15 protein-coding genes and 1 riboswitch are annotated in these 18,841 nt (G+C 59.4%); of the genes, 5 read left to right on the plus strand and 10 right to left on the minus strand.

Annotated features, from left to right (window positions below; translation table 11 throughout):
• The first annotated feature begins 14 nt into the window (after positions 1-14).
• The 3 genes from ACH3PB_RS06715 (at position 15) to cobG (ending at position 4,446) form a co-directional block, all read left to right on the plus strand.
• Positions 15-2,111: a galactose oxidase-like domain-containing protein gene (locus ACH3PB_RS06715; RefSeq protein ID WP_416398687.1), complete on the plus strand. Its 2,097-nt coding sequence runs from the start codon at positions 15-17 to the stop codon at positions 2,109-2,111.
• Complete coding sequence (locus tag ACH3PB_RS06720; RefSeq protein WP_416398688.1) at positions 2,111-3,007, plus strand: halocarboxylic acid dehydrogenase DehI family protein; 897 nt, start codon at positions 2,111-2,113, stop codon at positions 3,005-3,007. Before ACH3PB_RS06715 ends, ACH3PB_RS06720 begins: the two co-directional genes overlap by 1 nt.
• Before the next feature lie 95 nt (positions 3,008-3,102).
• Positions 3,103-4,446, plus strand: coding sequence for a precorrin-3B synthase (gene cobG / locus ACH3PB_RS06725; protein ID WP_416398689.1), 1,344 nt, complete (start codon positions 3,103-3,105; stop codon positions 4,444-4,446).
• A 19-nt stretch (positions 4,447-4,465) separates the two neighbouring features.
• Here the strand turns inward: cobG and cobM are convergent, their stop codons facing one another.
• Positions 4,466-5,221, minus strand: a complete 756-nt coding sequence (gene cobM, locus ACH3PB_RS06730; RefSeq protein ID WP_416398690.1) for a precorrin-4 C(11)-methyltransferase — start codon at positions 5,219-5,221, stop codon at positions 4,466-4,468.
• Positions 5,218-6,510, minus strand: coding sequence for a precorrin-6y C5,15-methyltransferase (decarboxylating) subunit CbiE (gene cbiE / locus ACH3PB_RS06735; RefSeq protein WP_416398691.1), 1,293 nt, complete (start codon positions 6,508-6,510; stop codon positions 5,218-5,220). Before cbiE ends, cobM begins: the two co-directional genes overlap by 4 nt.
• A 41-nt stretch (positions 6,511-6,551) precedes the next feature.
• Here cbiE and ACH3PB_RS06740 point away from each other — a divergent pair, with 41 nt between their 5' ends.
• On the plus strand, positions 6,552-7,304 hold the full coding sequence (locus tag ACH3PB_RS06740; RefSeq protein ID WP_416398692.1) for a cobalt-precorrin-6A reductase: 753 nt from the start codon (positions 6,552-6,554) through the stop codon (positions 7,302-7,304).
• Positions 7,305-7,326: 22 nt separating this feature from the next.
• On the opposite strand, the gene cobJ is transcribed toward ACH3PB_RS06740, so the two are convergent.
• The 8 genes from cobJ to ACH3PB_RS06780 all read right to left on the minus strand — a co-directional run bounded on the left by cobJ (position 7,327) and on the right by ACH3PB_RS06780 (position 15,977).
• A complete protein-coding gene (gene cobJ, locus ACH3PB_RS06745; RefSeq protein WP_416398693.1) occupies positions 7,327-8,112 on the minus strand; it encodes a precorrin-3B C(17)-methyltransferase in 786 nt (261 codons plus the stop codon).
• On the minus strand, positions 8,109-8,849 hold the full coding sequence (locus ACH3PB_RS06750; RefSeq protein WP_416398694.1) for a precorrin-2 C(20)-methyltransferase: 741 nt from the start codon (positions 8,847-8,849) through the stop codon (positions 8,109-8,111). Before ACH3PB_RS06750 ends, cobJ begins: the two co-directional genes overlap by 4 nt.
• A gap of 5 nt (positions 8,850-8,854) precedes the next feature.
• On the minus strand, positions 8,855-9,478 hold the full coding sequence (locus ACH3PB_RS06755) for a precorrin-8X methylmutase (protein ID WP_416399426.1): 624 nt from the start codon (positions 9,476-9,478) through the stop codon (positions 8,855-8,857).
• Positions 9,479-9,518: 40 nt separating this feature from the next.
• The gene (locus ACH3PB_RS06760) at positions 9,519-10,292 is read right to left on the minus strand and encodes an ABC transporter permease (RefSeq protein WP_416398695.1); all 774 of its coding nucleotides are present in this window, start codon (positions 10,290-10,292) and stop codon (positions 9,519-9,521) included.
• Positions 10,289-11,266 (minus strand): ABC transporter ATP-binding protein, encoded by a 978-nt coding sequence (locus ACH3PB_RS06765; RefSeq protein ID WP_416398696.1) that lies wholly within the window; start codon positions 11,264-11,266, stop codon positions 10,289-10,291. The genes ACH3PB_RS06760 and ACH3PB_RS06765 overlap by 4 nt, the downstream gene beginning before the upstream one ends.
• A complete protein-coding gene (locus ACH3PB_RS06770) occupies positions 11,263-12,387 on the minus strand; it encodes a cobalt-precorrin-5B (C(1))-methyltransferase (RefSeq protein ID WP_416398697.1) in 1,125 nt (374 codons plus the stop codon). Before ACH3PB_RS06770 ends, ACH3PB_RS06765 begins: the two co-directional genes overlap by 4 nt.
• Before the next feature lie 2 nt (positions 12,388-12,389).
• Positions 12,390-13,733, minus strand: coding sequence for a cobyrinate a,c-diamide synthase (locus tag ACH3PB_RS06775; protein ID WP_416398698.1), 1,344 nt, complete (start codon positions 13,731-13,733; stop codon positions 12,390-12,392).
• A gap of 106 nt (positions 13,734-13,839) precedes the next feature.
• A riboswitch (cobalamin riboswitch) is annotated at positions 13,840-14,040 on the minus strand.
• 77 nt (positions 14,041-14,117) lie between these two features.
• Positions 14,118-15,977 (minus strand): peroxidase family protein, encoded by a 1,860-nt coding sequence (locus ACH3PB_RS06780; protein WP_416398699.1) that lies wholly within the window; start codon positions 15,975-15,977, stop codon positions 14,118-14,120.
• A 268-nt stretch (positions 15,978-16,245) separates the two neighbouring features.
• Between ACH3PB_RS06780 and ACH3PB_RS06785 the strand changes: the two genes are divergently transcribed.
• On the plus strand, positions 16,246-18,837 hold the full coding sequence (locus tag ACH3PB_RS06785) for a response regulator transcription factor (protein WP_416398700.1): 2,592 nt from the start codon (positions 16,246-16,248) through the stop codon (positions 18,835-18,837).
• Positions 18,838-18,841: the final 4 nt, after the last annotated feature.

Below are 18,841 nucleotides of genomic sequence, written 5' to 3' on the forward strand. Positions count from 1 at the left end.
CAGCAGTGAAGGCAATGGAGAAACTACTGGCGGCCGCTATTTCTGGCATTATTTCCATACATGCCGCTCAGGCCTGGGGCAACGATGTGGAGGGGCAATGGGGGCCGACCATCGGCTGGAATATTATTCCGATCCACAGTGTGCTCACGCCTCAGGGACATGTTCTGAGCTTCGGAACGGACAAGGCGGGCAACCAGATGGGCGGCCTCTATTATGACCTGTGGGACCCAGCAAAAGGCACTGGGCCTGAGGCGCACCAGTTGCTGCCCAACCACTCCCCCACGGACCTGTTCTGTGCGGCGCAGGTGGTCCTGCCTGCGACAGGTGAAGTCATGATGTCAGGCGGTGATAACAATGCGGGGGGCATCGCGGCCAATCCTAACACCACCCTTTTTGACGGCGCGCTGAAGACCATGACTGACGGTGGCGTGAAGATGGCGTTTCCGCGGTGGTATCCAACGAATACCACCTTGCCGGATGGTGATGTGCTTGTTCAGGGTGGCAGTGCAGTCGGCGTTGATGGCCCGGGTATCATCACGCCAGAGGTCTACAATCGTGAAAAAGGCTGGCGTAGTCTCTTCGGCGCCACCAGCCAACTGGCCTACGACAACGGCTTCAACGAGTGGTGGTACCCGCGATCCTGGGTACTGTCAAATGGCCAGATTTTCAACCTGAGCGGGCCTGCGATGTTCTTTATCGAGCATGAGGGCGATGGTGCCATACAGATGGCAGGCGCCTTCAATGGCGATAACAAGGGTGCAACATCCACAGCTCTGATGTACCGTCCCGACAGAATTCTACAGGTGGGCGGTGGTGCGCCTTCGGATCTTCAAAAACATATTGATGGGTCTAACAAGGCGACTAAGCTATCGTTCGTCCCCGAGAGCGAGGCGAGTGAGCGCCTGAAAGTTGTCACCGAGCCAGCTGCCCCGATGAACTATAAGCGTCACTGGGCAACATCCACAATGTTGCCTGATGGGCGGGTGCTCGTGACCGGGGGTGCTCATCGAAACAACCTGCTGGATAGCGAAGGTCCGGCCTTGCATGCTGAGTTATGGGATCCGGACTCGGATAGTTGGCGCGTGCTTGCGGCTGAACAACATGCGAGGCTGTATCATTCGACGGCCATTCTGTTGCCGGATGCCACCGTGCTGAGTGGGGGTGGCGGTTCGCCTGGCCCGTGGGTTAATGGCAAGGAGCTCAGGAACTTCAATGCCCAGATTTTCAAGCCGCCGTATCTGTTCGACGGTGAGGCACTGGCGCCGCGCCCGACCTATGCGGTTGGCACACAAAGCCTCACCTACGGCGGAACCCTAGGCTTGAGTTATGAGTCGGCAAAGCCTATCGCAAGGGTGACCCTGCTCAAGACTGGTGCAGTCACGCACTCCTTCAACAATGATCAGCGGTTTCTCGAGCTGGGTTTTACCGCTACTGCGCCCAACGAGCTGGAAATAGCACTGCCGGACAATAGCCGCCTGGCTACGCCCGGCTTTTACATGCTCTTCCTCATAGACGATGCCGGCGTGCCATCAAAGGCCAGAATCTTTCACTTCGCGCCGCCGGACACCCAGCCAGACGAGCAGGACCTGATTATCGATGGTGGCTTTGAGTATCCAGCGCTTAGCGAGGATGGTAGCGGTGAATGGCGGGATTTCTCAGCGGGTACGACTTTCGGTGCCTGGACCGTAGAGAGCGGCTCAATCAGTCTGCATCTCAACAGCCATCGTGGCCTTGGCAAAGGCGCAAGTGGACTTCAGCATCTCGACCTGAACGGCCACGCCCCCGGTGAGGCTTCACAGGTGCTCAAAGGCCTGACGATCGGACGACGCTATACAGTAGATTTCAGTTACGCGCGGCATGATTATGCGGGCCAGGGGCTTGCGCTCGGCATTTCCATAGCTGAGCATAAGCAGAGGATTGCTGTTACCAACGCAGGTTCAGATCATTGGCTGCGCGGCACGCTTGAGTTTGAAGCGAGTGCGGCAGAAGAGCGGCTCGTTTTCAGCGGCCTTGGTGGCCGCGATTGTTGCGGAGTGCTGCTCGACGACATTTCGGTGACCCCCTCTGCCAGTGGCGGCGTAGAAAACTCCAAGACACCTGGGGAATATTGATGGATAAGCAAACGGAAGACGCCACCGAGCGTGGTTTGAAACTGGCTGCAGACTTGCCTGATCTCACAATGGAGCAGGTCGATGATTGCCTTCAGGCGATATATGAGGATATTCAGCAGTCGCTTCGGGTACCCATCGTCAATCAGCTTTTCAGGACGCTTGCAAATTATCCTGACTTTCTGGAGCAGGCCTGGCGGGCGGTCAAGCCTGTGGTTCGCTCTGTCGCCTTCGAACGCGCGGCAGACGATCTTCGGCAGAAGGCCGTATTGGATGCAGCGCCTGCAACCACCTCGCTAGGCGTATCCGGCATCATGAATGCCGATAAGCTGATCGATTTCAACGATACCATTCACTATGTGCTACCGAAGCTGCTGCTTATTTCAGCGGCGTTCAACGAATGTGCCTTTGGCGATAGACTGGGCAATGCAGCGTTCTCCCTCAACGAAATAGCTGATCTGCCACGAGGCATCGCTGATGGCACTGGCAAGGTGGAGCTGGTCGACCCTGCTGAGGCAGATGCTGCGCTGCAAGCGCTGTTCGAGAGAATCCGCCAGGATCACGGGCATCCGATGGTCTCCTCTTACTACCGGGGCATCGCGCAGTGGCCGGACTTCCTCGATAGCGCCTGGCGACTCGTTGGCCAGGAAGTGGTTTCGCAGGAGTACCGTGACAGGCGCTCACGGCTGGTCGATGCCGCACAGGCCCATGTCCGCAGCTGGCCGCTAGGCCGAATCGACGTGCAGGCCGGGCAGCAGTCGGACATTCAGGATATCCTGGCAGGCTTTCAGTTGAAGTTCATCCCAGAAATGTTGCTGGATGTGGTGTTGATCAAGGCGCTTCTAGAGGGCAAGGCTGGCGCAAGGCATTCCCGGTTCAGCGTGGCTGACGAAGTCTAGTGCCCGGTCCAGTCAGTTATGGCTAAACGTCTTTGATGCAGGATCTCCATTCCCGCCCTTATCGCCGTGGCACATGCCCCGGCGTGGGTTCATCGATGTCAACTGGAGACGGTCTGCTGTCGCGAGTGCGGGTGCCTGGCGGGCGGCTCCAGGCGAAGCACTTGGCTTTTATTGCGACGCTTGCTGCGCAACATGGTCAGGCAGTACTGGAGCTCACCCGGCGCGGTAATCTGCAACTCCGCAGTCTTGCTCCTGAAACTGATGCGAGCGTAAGCGCTGCCCTGATAGCACAGGGTCTGGCAGTAGCACCCGCTGAGGCTGAGGCCTCACGGAACACCCTCAGTTCTCCGGCGGCAGACCTGGACCCTTACGCGCTCGCGGACCCTTGGCCCCTGGCGCTGGCGCTAGACAAGGCAATGGTAAAGGATACCGCCTTCCGAGCTCTGCCGACGAAGTTTCGCCTGCTACTCAATGGCGGCGGTGTTGCCCACCTGGCAGCTGAAGACGCTGATATACGCGCTGACGCCATAATGAGCCCTGATGGGCTCAGATACCGCTTGTCAGTGGCGGGTACAGCCTACAGCTCAAAGCGGCTTGGTCTATGTGCGCCAGAACATACAGTGAAGGCGCTACTCGCACTGACTCATCATTTTATCGAGCGTAATAGCGCGCTGCCCACGCCAGGCAGACGCCTGCTCCACGTACTCGGACAGGTCCCCCTGCACGAGTTTCAGGCTGTGGTCGCACCCTGGCTGCAGCCTTCAGATACGCCCTTTGCTACAAATCCTTCGCTCGGTCCAGATCCAGGCACAGTAATAGGTGCGCATAACGGCTGGTTCGGTGCAGGGGTGCCCTTTGGAGAGCTATCTGCGGGAACTGCCCAGGCGCTGGCTGATCTTGCGGAAACTCACGCTGCCGGGCAGTTGAGACTGACGCCCTGGCGACAGATTCTACTGCCCGGCGCGGGTGCTGAGCTTGCTGGTGCATTGAACTCGCTGGGGCTCATTACAGAGCCAGATGACGCCCGCCTCTCGGCCACCGCCTGCCCAGGCGCGCCCGCCTGCAAGTCGGGCAGCAGCAGCACTAGAACAGATGCACTTGGCTGGGCCCGTGCTATGCCCGCACTCTTCGATGGTGCACTGACTATCCATATATCAGGCTGCGGCAAAGGCTGTGCGCATCCACTGACCAGCCCACTCACCTTGACGGCTCGAGAGGGCTTATATGATCTCATCGTCAATGATCGCGCTGATCCTGCTCAAGAAGCAAACACGCTATTGACGGGCCTGTCGCCAGCCGATGTGGAAGCCAGACTCCAACTGCTCTCGAGGATATTGCAGACGGCCCGGCAAGCAGACGAGACGCTCTCACAGCTGATCCTGCGCCTGGATGCCAGACTTTTGCGACAGGCATTGCTCGCCGACGCTCCAGTTGCTTGAGCGATTTGCCTGGTCCGGATCAGTCCGCACGGAACAGCCGCTGGTGTCGTAGATCGTAGAGTGCGCTGTCGCGGAATCCTGACTCACCCAATGCCCGCCCCACTAAAATCAGCGCGCTACGTTTTTCGGGAATACTGTCCACCTGCGCTGCAATGTCGTGGAGCCGTCCGCGCAGTATCTGCTCGTCCGGATGCGTTGCACGAAAGACGATGGCCACCGGGCAATCTCCACCATAGAACGGCGACAGACGCTTGAGGACCTCGCCGATAGCATGCAGGGAGAGATGAATGGCCAGGGTGGCACCCGTCGCTGCATAGGCCTCGAGGGTTTCTCCTGGCGGCATGGCGGAAGCGCGGCCCTGGGTGCGGGTAAGCACCAGCGTCTGCGCCACCTCAGGCAACGTTAGCTCGAGCCCCAATACAGCCGCCGCTGCAGAGAAAGCCGGCACGCCTGGCGTGAGTTGATACGGAATCCCGAGCACCCTGAGGCGCCGTAGCTGCTCAGCCACTGCTGAATAAATTGCCAGGTCGCCGGAATGAAGGCGCGCTACATCCTGTCCACGCTCGTGAGCCTTCTGCATGGCGTCAATGATCGCATCCAGTGTCATTCCAGCGGTATTGAGGCGTACTGCATCGGCCGCGGTATGAGCAAGTATCTCCTGCGGAATTATGGACCCGGCATAGAGGCAGACAGGACAGCGTGCGATGAGATCACGTGCACGCAGGGTGATAAGATCTGGCGCACCGGGACCGGCGCCAATGAAGTGTATGGTCATATCGGATTTCCGGAATAAAAATCGGCCTGTTTTGGCCGCGCCACCCGGGCGTGCCACAAGGTGATGGTGCGCAGCGGACGCCAGCCGGTAAAGCGGCCCAGCGCTTCGGATCTTTCCACAGCGAGCCGAACCAGAGCGCCACCGTAGCGGGCCCTTGCAGCGATGAGCGCGGCTTCGCCTTCTGCCGTCACAGCACTGGCAACGCAGCGACCGCCCGCGGAAAGCGCCTGCCAGCACAGGTCCAAGAGCTTCGCTTCGGTAATGCCGCCGCCGATGAAGATTGCGTCGGGTTTCACAAGCCCGCTGAGCGCCGCCGGCGTGCGCCCGGCTATGCATTGCAGATGACCTACGCCAAAGGACTGCGCATTCGCCATGATCTGAGCAACGCGCTTCTCTTTTACCTCTACGGCCGTAGCCGTATTGGCGGCATCTGCCAGCAGCCACTCAATCGACACTGCGCCTGAACCAGCGCCGAGATCCCATAGATGCTCGCCACCTCTTGGCGCCAGATAGGCCAGGATAACCGCGCGAATTTCGCGCTTTGAGATCTGCCCATCGTGAGTGAATTCGTTCTCGTCCCTCCCCGGCACCCGGGAGCATCCATGCCCTGCGAGCCTGCTGCGGCACTCGATCGCCAGGGTATTCAGCTTATGCACCGCGGTATCTCCCCAGGCGCTGGCAGTGCGTTCACAGCGTGTTTCTGATGCACCACCCATCGACTGGAGTGCCACCATCTGGCTGTCACCATAGCCCGCGCTCACCAGCAAGCGTGCAACCCTGGCAGGACTGTTTCCGTCCTCACTCAGAACCAGCAGTCGGCGCCCTGGAGATAGCACGGCGCGGAGTCGATCAATATCGCGAGCTACGACAGAGAAACAATGACAATCCTGGAGTGGCCAGCCCATCCGCGCCGCCGCCAGCGAAAACGCTGACGGGCCCGGCAGGCTTCGCATGGCGCCCGCAGGCAGATAGCGGGACAATGTTGCACCAATACCGAACCAGAAGGGATCGCCGCTTGCAAGCACGCAGACAGGCCGGCCGGCATAGGTCATCAATTCTTCGAGGCCTGGCTGGATTGGAGACGGCCAGGCTTTCCTCACCTGACCGTCGACTTCCGGCACGTAGGCCAGATGGCGCGCGCCGCCAAAGAGTACTTCAGCTCCCAGTACAGCGGCCCGCGCATCTTCAGCAAGACCGGCCCAACCCGCCTCACTTAGCCCCACCAGGGTGAGCCAGCCCTCTTCTGACGTCGTTTCAGCATAGGCGGGAGACGTCTGTTGATTCTTCATTATAAAATACCGCTCCTGATATCACTGATGGCGAGCTGCCAATGCATGTACTTATTCTTGGTGGCACACGTGATGCCATGAACCTGGCCGCCGCGCTTCTGCACGATCCTCGCTTCGAGGCTACTTATTCGCTGGCGGGACGTACACGTCGTCCCCTGCCTTCGGGACTGCCGACACGCCGCGGCGGATTCGGCGGCATCGCCGGCCTGGTCCAATGGCTGCAGGACCATGGTGCCGCAGCCGTGGTGGACGCCACCCACCCTTTCGCGGCACAAATGTCAGCCAACGCCGTGGCGGCCTGCCGCATGACAGGTTTGCCCCTGCTACGGCTGGGACGGCCAGCCTGGACGCCTGTGGACGGCGACCACTGGTACGATGTCCCCGACCTCGATGCGGCCGCTGTGCGACTCGGCGAAGTGACCGAGCCCGGGCAGAACGTCCTGCTGACTACCGGCGGCACGACCCTCCGGCATTTCGAGTCGATGGCCGGCCTGCATTTTGTCGTTCGCTGCGTTGATCCGCCTGAGCCTCCGCCAGCTTTTGCCAGCTGGACATTGATCACTGACCGCGGCCCTTTCGATCTGGCCGGCGAGCAGGCACTGCTATCAAGGTATGGCATTGATATTGTCGTGACCAAGAACTCCGGTGGCCCCGCCGCACAGCCAAAGCTGGACGCAGCCCGGCACGCTGGCTTGTCCGTCATCATGGTCGAACGTCCAGAGCTACCATCAGCCGACCGCGAGCTTTACAGTGTGGAGGACGTGATCGCCAATCTCGAAGCGCTGCGGGGCTGAGCGGCACCCGCATCCAGCGATTCTATGTCTCGGCCGATTGCTCAGGATAGTCCCTTGGGCTGTAAACCCACTGTCGTCCGCCATGCTCGAAGTTACGGGCAAGTGAGTTCCCGATCAGGACGAGCGTCTGCATGTCTACAAGTGTCGGATCAGCCGCCGCGAGCGTGGTGAAGTGCAACGATTCATCTGCCCTGCCTACGGCCCTGGCGAAAATGACAGGGGTCTCGGCTGCCTGCACTGTTCTGAGCACCTCGAGAGCCTCGCCTAACTGCCACGGTCGATGGCTGGAACGCGGGTTATAGAACGCCATGGCAAAATCGGCCTGTGCAGCCAGCGTGATGCGCTTGCGGATGACTGACCAGGGCTTGAGCACGTCGGACAAGGACATCACGCAGAAGTCGTGACCCAGTGGTGCGCCTGTTCTTGCAGCGGCCGCCTGTAGTGCAGAAATACCGGGGTAAATGCCGAGCTTCACGTCCTGCCAAGCAGGTGAGGCCTTGTTGGCAAGCACTTCACAAATGGCTGCGGCCATTGCAAAAATTCCGGGATCGCCACCGGAGACAACAGCGACGTGACGGCCTTCAGCAGCAAGATCCAGCGCTTGCGCCGCTCGCACGAGCTCCACTCGATTGTCCGAGGGATGGCAGCGATGATGCGGCTTGGCGACACGGTCGAGATAGGGGCCGTAGCCGACCAGATCAGTAGCTTCATCAATGAGTGCCGCCGTCTCCGGACTCATCCAGGCCGCACCAGCCGGGCCGGTTCCGACAACCGACAGTATGCCGCCACTGGATGCTGTAGCGCTCATACACGTACGCCCGGGCCGGGAATGAGTACCATCGAAAAATAAGGCGCTATGGTGTCGCCGATTTCGGAGAGTGGCGATACGCGCTGCTCAGGCATACTGGCCTTCTCCACATACCACGCACGGTCGGCCATACCCAGTTCCTCTGCCATGCGACAGATACGTCCGAGGTTGGAGCCGACCTTCATGATCACGGTCGCCTTGCTGCCGGACATACTGGCCCGAAGCGATTCATCATCGAGCGTGCCTGGAATGACTGTGAGCACATCATCGCGCATGATCAGAGGCCTTGGCAGCAGTGCACCACAGGCCATGACTGAGTTGACGCCAGGCACCACGGTAATTTCGAAACGTTCTTTCAGGCGCAGGAAAACGTGCATGAAGGAACCGTAGAAGAAGGCGTCGCCTTCGTTCAGCAGCGCGACGTCGTGCCCTGCCAGCAAGTGCTCGGCCACCGCCTCCGCAGCTACATCGAAGAAAGCCTCGATCCGGTCATGATACTCCTGGCTCGTATGCGGCAGCTCAACAGTGACAGGGTAAACGAGCGCCAGCTCCTGATGCTGAGCCCCGATATGCGCTTCGCAACTGGCGCGTGCGCGCCCCCTGCTGCCGCGCTTGCAGAAATAGGCCACCACTGGGCACTCCGTCAACAGACGGACTGTTTTCAAGGTCAGCAACTCGGGGTCGCCAGGTCCGGTGCCAAGGCCGTAAAGCCGTCCAGGTGCTTGTTGTGTTGTCATGGTGCTCACTCGATGTCGCTAGCAAGGGCGTTGACCGCAGCGGCTGCCATGGCGCTGCCGCCCAGTCTGCCGTGCACGGTGATGAAATGGATGCCTGGTGTGGCCGCAAGTGCCTGCTTGCTTTCCGCTGCACCAATGAAGCCAACTGGAAAACCGAGAATGGCCGCAGGTCTTGATCCGCCGGCGGCCATGAGATTCAGGAGATGGAACAGCGCTGTGGGGGCATTGCCAATCGCCACTACGGCGCCCTCAAGATCCGGCTCCCATAGATTGACGGCTGCTGCACTGCGGGTATTGCCAATCTGTGTGGCCAGTGCAGGTACCCGCGGGTCGCGCAGGGTGCAAATCACCTGATTATTGGCGGGCAATCTGGCGCGGGTGACACCATGTGCCACCATCTGGCTGTCACAAATGATGGGCTTACCCGCCTTCAGCGCCGCTCTGGCTGCCTGGCCAACGCCATCGGAGAACGCCAGGTGTTGCAGAACGTCTACCATGCCGCAGGCGTGGATGATGCGGACGGCTGGGGCTTCCATTTCAGCTGGCAGACGCGAAAGATCGGCCTCGGCCCGTATGGTGGCAAAAGAAGCCTCGTAAATGGCCGCGCCATCGCGAATGTAGTCGTGCAGGTCTTTGTTCATGGCTTGCTCTGTAAGATTGTAACGATAATCATGATTTGATTCGTATACCTCGGGCGATCAGCCACCAGGCGAGGCCACCGACCGCACATGTGATCAGGGGCAGCACGATGAATGTGCTGGCACGACTGCTGTCTCCGATATCAAGCAACGCATAACGAAAACCGTCGACGATATGGACCATTGGGTTGAGCTGCGAAACATCCGCCCAGGGCGACGGCAGACGGCTGATGGGATAGAACACGCCGCCAAGGTACATCAGCGGTGTCAGGATGAAGGTGTTGACCAGCGAGGTATCGTCGAAGTTGCGGGCGAACACGCCATTGACCAGGCCTGCGAACGAGAACAACAGCGCGCTCAGTACGGCTACGCCGAGCCCGGATGCCAAATGGTGCACTTCCAGACTGGTAAACGGCAGGGCCAGCGCCGCAACCAGTGCGCCAGCCAGCAAACCACGTATGACACCAGCTGTTGCAAAACCAGCCACTATCAGCCAGGCAGGCATCGGCGCCACCAGCATTTCTTCGATGTGTCGTTGCAGACGGGCGCCGAAAAAGGCTAGCGTGGTGTTGCTGTAGGCATTACTGACAACGGCGAACAGTATCAGGCCAGGCATGAGAAAATCGGCGTACGGCACGCCTTCGACTGCGGCCAGATCGCGGCCTACAAAGTGTCCGAAGATCAGCATGAATAGCGACGCGGTCACCACCGAAGGCAGCAGGCTCTGCACCCAGCTGCGCACGAAGCGCCGCACCTGTTTTATAACGAGGCCCTGATAGGCGTTCCAGTACATACCGGCGTTCATACGCGCCCCGTATCAGCTGAAGCGCGCGCTGCCAGGAGCTCAAGGAAGCGTGACTCCAGGCGGTTCGAACCCTGCTGAACGGCCAGTACCTTGATACCCTGCTGCAGGAGTTCGTTAAAGAGTTGATCGAGCGTCTCATGCTGAGGCCAGTCCAGTTCAAGCCGGTGCCCATCAAAATCGCGCACTCTCCCACGGGCGAGTTGAGGGCGCGTCAGCGGGGCGTCCGCCAGCTCGAGCATCAGATGCTGCGTCTGCAGACCGCTCAAGAGAACTTCAGGTGTATCCCGGGCAATGATTCGACCTGCATCGATGATAGCGATATCGTTGCACAGCGCCTCAGCCTCCTCCAGATAGTGTGTGGTGAGAAAGATGGTGGTGCCCTGCCCGTTCAACTCACGAAGCATGGCCCAGGTCGCCTGGCGGGCCTCCACATCGAGACCGGCGCTTGGCTCATCCAGCATCAGCAGTCTTGGCCTGTGTACGAGTGCCCGTGCAATCATCAGACGTCTTTTCAGACCGCCGGAAAGTCCCCAGGCCTTCGACCTGGCTCTATCAGCCAGACCCACGAGCTCAAGGACCTCACAGGCCCGCCGCGCGGCATCTTTTCTCGATAGCCCGTAGTACATGCCCTGGGTAGAGACGATTTCCTGCACGGGCTCGAAACTGTTGAAGTTGACCTCCTGTGGCACGAGCCCGACGCAACATCTTGCAGCCATGGCCTGGCGTTGATTGTCGAAGCCGAAGATGCTGATGCTGCCGGTTTCCATGCGCACGAGCCCGGTGATGAGTCCGATAAGCGATGTCTTGCCTGCGCCATTGCGCCCGAGTAGTCCAAAAAATGCGCCAGCAGGAATGTTCATGTCGATGCCTGCAAGCGCTTCACGCCTGGTCGCCACCCCTTCCTTTTTTGCCCCCTTGGGGGCGCCCTCATAGTGCTTGCGTAGATTGCTGATGCTGATAGCTGGCGCGCTCATGGCTGTGTTGCCCTATCGGCGTAGCCTACAAGCTCTCCGCCGCGATCAATGGCACAGACGGCTACTCCGATATCTGCAGGCAGATAGGCGTAGACCCGTGCCAGTGCGAGTTGTGCAAGACGATCCCCCAGCGGGATGCCAGCCTGCTGACAATAGCCGAGGGTTTCGATAGAGGTGTTCGACCGCGAAATCATCGCCTGCAATGTCTCTGTCGCGCCTAGCGCGGCCGCCTGGCGTGCAAGCCAGGGCAAATCGATGGCGCACTTGCGGCTGTGAGTATCCGGATGGCCTGCAGCGAACTTGCTCAACTTGCCAAAGCCACTGACCAGCGTGAAACGGGGCACGGAATTGCGGCGCAGGTACTTGAGCAGCGCACCAAAGAGGTCGCCCATTTCAACGATAGCCATCTCACTCAGGCCATACTGTCGCGACACAAAAAGCTCGCTGGTCCCGCCGGTACACCCGGCGAGATGCGTGAGCCCATTGGCACGCGCGACATCAACCGACTGATGAATCGATGCAATATAGGCTGCGCATGAAAACGGTCTGACGATACCGGTGGTGCCCAGCACGGAAAGTCCACCTATGATACCGAGGCGGCCGTTCATTGTTCGCAGGGCGATCTTTTCCCCATTATCAACGCCTACCGTAACGCGAAAGCCGCCAGTAAAATCAGCTTCTTCAGCAAGCTGCTGCAGGTGTTCGGTAATCATCTGACGGGGCACCGGATTGATAGCCGGCTCCCCCACCGCGAGACTCAGGCCCTTGCGCGTCACAGTGCCCACACCGGCGCCTGCGACGAATTCGAAACCTGGCCTTTGCAGCAGTCTGATTTCGACCCAGAGCCGCGCGCCGTGGGTGGCATCGGGATCATCGCCAGCGTCCTTGATGATGCCGGCTGTGGCGGAGTCACCAGTGCACATGAGATCCGCTATTGTCATCTCCGGCTCGCCGCCCCGTGGCAGGCGTATGGTCAGCGCAGTGGTACGTTTTCCCGTTAACAAAAGGCGTGCGGCTGCAAGCGAAGCGGCTGTCGCGCAGGCGCCTGTCGTCAGACCCGTACGCAGTGGGCCGCGGTACTCCGGGGTTTCCGGACGCATGGATCCACTGCTGGGCGTCATGATCAGTGGCCGGCAGCAACGGCGCGGCCGTTGAACAGGTCGGCGATCAATTGCGGTGCCGAGGGGAAATAGCCGTGAAAATAGCTGGCCGTCAGACTCCCCTGCCGATAGATCGCTTCGCCAGCACTGCCTCGCAAGCGTCTGGTGAGTACTGCTGGCGCCAGCGGCGTATCCAGTTCGGAATGGTGGTAGGCATGGCCGCGCAACTCTTCATGCGCGCTATCGCCGCTACCGGCCATGGCCTGCATACCCAGCCCTTTCAGACGCCCGGCCATCCGAGCCTGCCCGGGCATAAGCCCATACATCGCATGCGCCACGCCTTCAGTGTCCAGCAGACTATCGACACAGGCCATCAATCCGCCACACTCAGCGAGGATGGGTTTGCCAGCCGAATGATGCGCACGAATAGCCGCACGCATCGCTGTATTGCCAGAAAGGGTTTTACCGTGAAGTTCGGGATACCCACCCGGTAGCCAGATGGCATCGCATGCCGGCAGTGTCTGGTCTGACAAAGGCGAGAAGAATGTCAGCTCAGCGCCCATGCTTCTGAGCACGTCCAGATTGGCTGGATAGATAAAGGCGAAGGCATTGTCACGAGCGATGGCAATGCGACGCCCGGTCAGCAGACGAGGGATCGGCTGAGGCGCGTCTGCACTAAGCGTGACCTGGGCAGGCAGCCGGTCGAGACCGGCTTCTTTCAAGACCTCAGCGGCCGCGTCGAGTGCTGCATCCAGTTCTGGCAGCTCACTGGCCTGTACCAGGCCAAGATGCCGGTCCGGTATCGTGAAGAACTCGCTGCGCGGAATGGCGCCGAGCAGACTGATGCCAGGGGGCAGGCTCTCGCCTACCAGCTGGGTGTGATAGGCACTGCCGACTCGGTTGGCAATGACCTCATGCACCTTGACATCGGGCCTATAGCTGGCAAGCCCAAGCGCCAGTGCCCCGAAAGTCTGGCCCATGGCGCGCGCATCGATGACAGGCAATGCAGGAATCCCGCAGCTGACTGCAAGATCGGCGCTACACGGTTCACCATCGAACAAGCCCATCGACCCTTCGACCAGTACGAGATCTACGTCGCGGGCAGCTTCTGCCAGGCGCCAACGGATCTCTTCATCGCCAGTCATCCAGCCGTGGACCTGATAGACAGGCGCGCCAGAGGCCAGTTCGAGCACCATCGGGTCGAGATAGTCGGGGCCGTGCTTGAATACTCGGACGCTGCGTCCGGCGTTGCGATGCAGACGGGCCATGGCGGCGGTGACCATGGACTTGCCATGACCAGACCCTGGGGCACAGATGAGTGCGGCGGCGGTAGTGCCGGTGATACGAGTACGTTGGGTGGTCAACATGATTAGCCCTGGCAGCATGAGTGCAAAGGCATTGCGGGGCAAAACAAACAAAGACAGGGGATGCCAGATAGACGAGGCTGACCTGCCCATAGTCGCCCACCGCAACACCTGGCATGACCCCTCTGGCCGGTCTACGGACTGATGAGCCGGCGCCGAAGCGCCGAAGCAGACCGCCTTCCCATGTCATGACACAGTGGCGTACTGGTTGCTTTTGACTCAATCACCGTTGCGGGGGCAGCGTCGGACTGGCACCGACTTCCCGTTTAAACCCTGAACGTAAAGGGTCACCGAAAGGCAGGGCGGGAATCTAGCAATCCCCGGCCCCCGAGTCAACGACCACGATTAGGGTGGTCGTTGCAGCTTGGTAAACGCTTCGGGTGGAAATCAGTCCCGACTGAACTTCAGCTTGAGACGGCGGTAATCACACTTCAGCTTGTCCTGAATACGCCAATCGCAGCTGTCGGTATCCCATGGAAAGAACGGGTTGCCGACCAATGCCATCTTTTTCCCCAGTTCGGGCTCGTGTCGAAGAATAACGCTGCGGAAGTTGGCGTCCTTGATCCAGGCCATACCCTCTTTTGTGTACACCTGTTCGTTGAAGTCGGTGGTATAGAAGCGGTCTGACTGGAATCGTCGCGGCGCCATCACGGTAAATATCCGAAAGGTCGTATCACTGAAGCCGAAACCATCTGGGCGGTACCCTTCAGCCAGTTGGCCGACCACGGTGTCAATCAATTCGACATCGTTGTTGTAGACCTCGCGCATCTTCTCTGCGAGCGCCCTGTCCGGCGTGATATCCGTAAAATCATTAATGGGTGGCATCTTCAGCTGTCGTCTGAACTCATTGTAGCGGGGCACACCGCGCTCTCGATCGCGAAGAATGTCGAGTGCGGCCATATCCAGCACACGGCCATCGGGCATGCGTAGTTCCTGGAGGAACTTCGGATAGTTATGCGGGGTCAGCTGACCTGGGTGGGTCATACCAAACGAATAGTACACGTTCTCATTACCCAATGAATCCAGTACCCCAGGCGCCTTCTGAAAAGCCTGATCGGTGGTACTGACAGCCTTGATCACCTTGCCTGACTGATAGTCGACCATATCCACCGAGTCACGGATCAGGGGATGCATTCGGTACACAGCCACGAATTCCTCCGTTAGGCTATACGGCGTGTCACGCAGATTCTTGTCACCGCCAACAACTACTTCCCAGTCCAGATTCAGCGCCAACTTGGTATTGGTCGTTTTAAGAATGGCGGGTGTCCAGTCCACAGTGTGAATCTTGGCCATAATCGCCGCGTTGATCAGACGAGCCTTGTTGAACAGCTGCTGGTCGGTCCACGAGGGATATTTTGCAGCCAGCATCTCTGCAATCGCATTGTGTTCCTTCACGAACAGCTCATGGAACATCTGCAGCCCGAGCCACCAGTTATCACTGAAGCCGGTGACAGGCAGACCGGTCTCTGGATTGACGGCCAAACGGCCACTGGGTTCGATGATGAGCTTGCCGCCTTCAAAAGTTCTCAGGCTATCCTGAACCACCTGATCGCTGCCGTAGAGCTGAGAGCCATCCCACCAGTGCGTAAGCCGGTTGGTGTAGGCTTTCGGTGTGTTTTCATAAGGGGTCCAGGTCGGATCGACCTCGGTTTTCGCGATAGCCATGCTGCCGCCCAGTTCACTGGCCAGCGGATCGTCGGCATCCAGTGGCACCTCGTGTGGCGCACCAGCATCATCCCTGTGCGAGAACCAGTCGTGTGTCATGAACTGGATCCAGGCGGCCGCCCAATAACTGAGGAAATCGACTTCCTTGATGTCATCGCGGGTCATCAGCTCACGGCTGATCATCCGGGGGTTTGGCTCCATAAGCATTGCTTCGTCGGCGTACGCCGAGTTGAGCGGCACGTTGCGACCAAAGCGCATGCCTTCGCTGCCCATACGGGTCTGGTCGAGGTCGTTGCAATTGCCCTCGGTCGTACGTGCCCCGGCCGTGTCAGCGTCACAGGCTACGTTCTCTGGGTAGGTGCCGTTGGTGTCTATGATATTGTTCTTGTTCAGATTGGTAACGCTTTGAAGCAGGTGCAAAGTACCTGCCAGACCGTCGTCCCACCAGCGAATGATAGGGGTGTCGGCAGGCTCTTCTGCAGCATCCTTTTCCCAGAGGGAGGCTTGGGCGCCGGAGGGTGCTCCTGCGATCGCACACGTAATGGCCGCCAGCATCAGCCGGCGTTTGAAGGTGTTTTTCATTGTTATGGTCCTGTCTTGGAGAGCGGGCATCCTGTTTCACTTGCATCACCCATTTGAGTGATGCGACACACTAGAGCCTGCGCAGGTGTGCTCATATCCTATGAAAGGATGACTTTTCTTTCAGGCGACAAGGCACAGATTGGAAGCGTGACACTTGTCACGTTTTTTCTGCGTGCTGACTCACAGTCTCTGTTTACACCTGTACCATTTTGCCTTCGCCGAATTACAAGTAGTTCCAAAAAAACCATTTCACGCCAAGAACGTTTGTATGGATCGCACCGCTAACACCGAGAGGGAGCACCTCCAGGCTCATCCGCGCTTCAGCCTCGTCAGAGCGCATCCGGCGCTGTTCCGGCTGTTGTCGGAGCATGAGCGCCTGATCGTTCATTCGCCCCAGGGCAGCGGTAAGCGCCGCGGTGTCTTGCAGTGGTTAGCAACCCGCAACCTGCCGTATCGATACTTCAAGTGGCGTCGAGACGGAAGCGCCCGGAAGATGAGCGCCGAGCTGCTTGAGAAGCTGCCCTCAGCCCCTGCGAAAGTCCTCGAGGCGACCAGGGCGTCGTGCGCACCCAGGTCTTCAGCAGCACTCATTCTCGATCTGGGACCGCTCGGTTTCGACATGCTGGTCTGGAGTGAGGTAGCAGCGCTCTGCCGTGACGCTGATGCCGATCAGCGGATCATTGTGCTTACAGCCTTTTATCCGGAAGCGGCTCGCCTTGAGTCCCGCTGTGCGTCCGGTTTCATGCGTGAATTTGCCTATTACTTCGCGTTCAACGACCTCGCCATGACCCCTGCGGAAGTCTGCGTACTGCACGAACTCCTGCCCGCCGACTGTCGGGCCCAGCACACCAGCGAACAGTTGTTCACCTTGACGAAAGGCTGGCCAGGGCTGGTATCCGATTTACTCGTCAGGTCCAGTGAGCGTTTGCTTACGCCGGTTTCGCATGGTGAAGAACACCTGCGGACGACGGTATCCGATTGGCTGGCACGAAATGGCATGCGCTTCGAGATCGGAGAGCAAGAGCTCATGTGGCTGCTGCTGTGGCTCGGCCCCTTGCCTCACGCACTGTTCACTGATGAGGAGGGCCTGAAGGACTTCGATCAGGCCCTGCAAAATCTGCAGGTCTCTGGACTGCTTGCGCGTCGCCTCACGAAGGAGCAGACGCTGCAGCTCAACAGCAAGCCGCTCGTGGAGCTTGTTCTGTCGACGTACGCTGTGACGCTGCCCAAAGCAACACTGACCCGGTGCAGGGGCTGGCTGGAGCGCAAGGGCTTCCAGTCCATGGCGATCGAGGCCTGCCTCCGGCTGGAAGACTGGTCAAAACTGGAAACACTTTTGCTGGCAAACGCCGACGAACTCACTGCCCGCCTCCACGTCTACGACTTGCGACGCTGGATCAACCTCCTGGACGAAGCCTGTGAAATTCGGCACCCCATCCTACTGATTTGCGCCGTCCGCTGTGCCATCTATCAGGGCAGCGATCTAGAGATCATGCGTTATTTTCAGCGGGTTCTCGAACTGCTACGGCACAGCAAGCCGGAAACCCTCGGCAAGTATATGAGTGAGGAACGCCTGGGTCGTTTCATCGCCGAAATCCAGCTCTACTCAGAATTGACCCAGCAGGGTGTGATGACCTGTCAGGAGTGGGTGCAAGGCACTTCGAGATGTGCGCCGACCAATCCTGTAGTGCTGCTTCAGGAAGCCTTCAGTCTCGCCCAGGCCGGCGACATGGCGAAACTTTTTCCTGTCGTGGCCACCGGACTGGCACAAACCGAGGCCATGATGTCCTGGGCCTTGCACCTTACGTTCTCGATATTCAATTTCTGGATGCTGATACTGTCATGTCGGCGAAGGCAGGCGGAGCAGAGTCTTCAGGCCCTGAGAGGCCGGCTTGTCGATAACGGTGTCTCGCTGGCCAGTGCCTATGATTGGCTGGATATGCTCGAACTCCTGCTGGACAGGATGGCAGGTAAGCTGCAGCCGCTCGGCAAGCGCGCCGAGTTATTTCAGGGGCAGCCGCGAATCGCGCAGGATATCCTCAAGAACAATCTGCTCGTAACCTTACGTGCTGACCTTCTCCTTCTGCGCGGCGACATCTATTCGGCACGACAGGTCATTCATGAGCTTGCGTCGCTGCAGTCAAGCGCTACCTCGCGCTCCTACTGGTTTGCATCCGCCGCCACCATGAACGATGCGCTACAGATCATGACAGGCAGCGAAACGCATGATCTGATTCGCCTCCCGCCGACCGAAGGCATCGAACTCGACGGATGCTCGCTGCAGGAGCAGACCGCTCTACTCTGGCGCATCAAGATGCGCCTGCATCAACTGCCTGCGGAAACCCTGTTCCCGCTACTGGACAGGGTACAGGGCCACCTGATGCGGACCGGTCAATGGCTGAGAACGCTGGAGGTGGACGTGCTGCGGGCGGTCTGCCTCTATCGTAGCCGGCGCGAGGAACAGGCCCTCAGCCTGTTCATGCGCGTGGCTGGCCAGCTCGAGACAGAATCTCTCCTTGGCGTTCTGGCAGACCCCTTCCTGCTCTGGCGGATCTTTCCGGAGGAAGCCCTGGAGCCAACACTGCGCCACAGCTTGTCGCAGCTACTGGACCAGATTGCTGGCCGGGCCAGCGCAACGATAGCCCCAACCCCCCAGACCGGGTTAGCAGAAGCGCTGACGACCCGGGAAACGCAAGTGCTTATTCTCTTATCGAGAGGTCTCAAGAACCAGGGCATTGCAGATGAACTGAAACTATCGGTGACCACGGTGCGGACGCACGTCCAGCACATTTACCGCAAGCTGAAAGTGAGCAACCGCGCCGCCGCCACGGCCTGCGCCTGCCGAATGCAGCTGGTCTGAGCGC

The sequence above is a fragment of the Allohahella sp. A8 genome (assembly GCF_047946665.1).
In the GTDB taxonomy this organism is placed as follows: Bacteria; Pseudomonadota; Gammaproteobacteria; order Pseudomonadales; family Oleiphilaceae; genus Allohahella.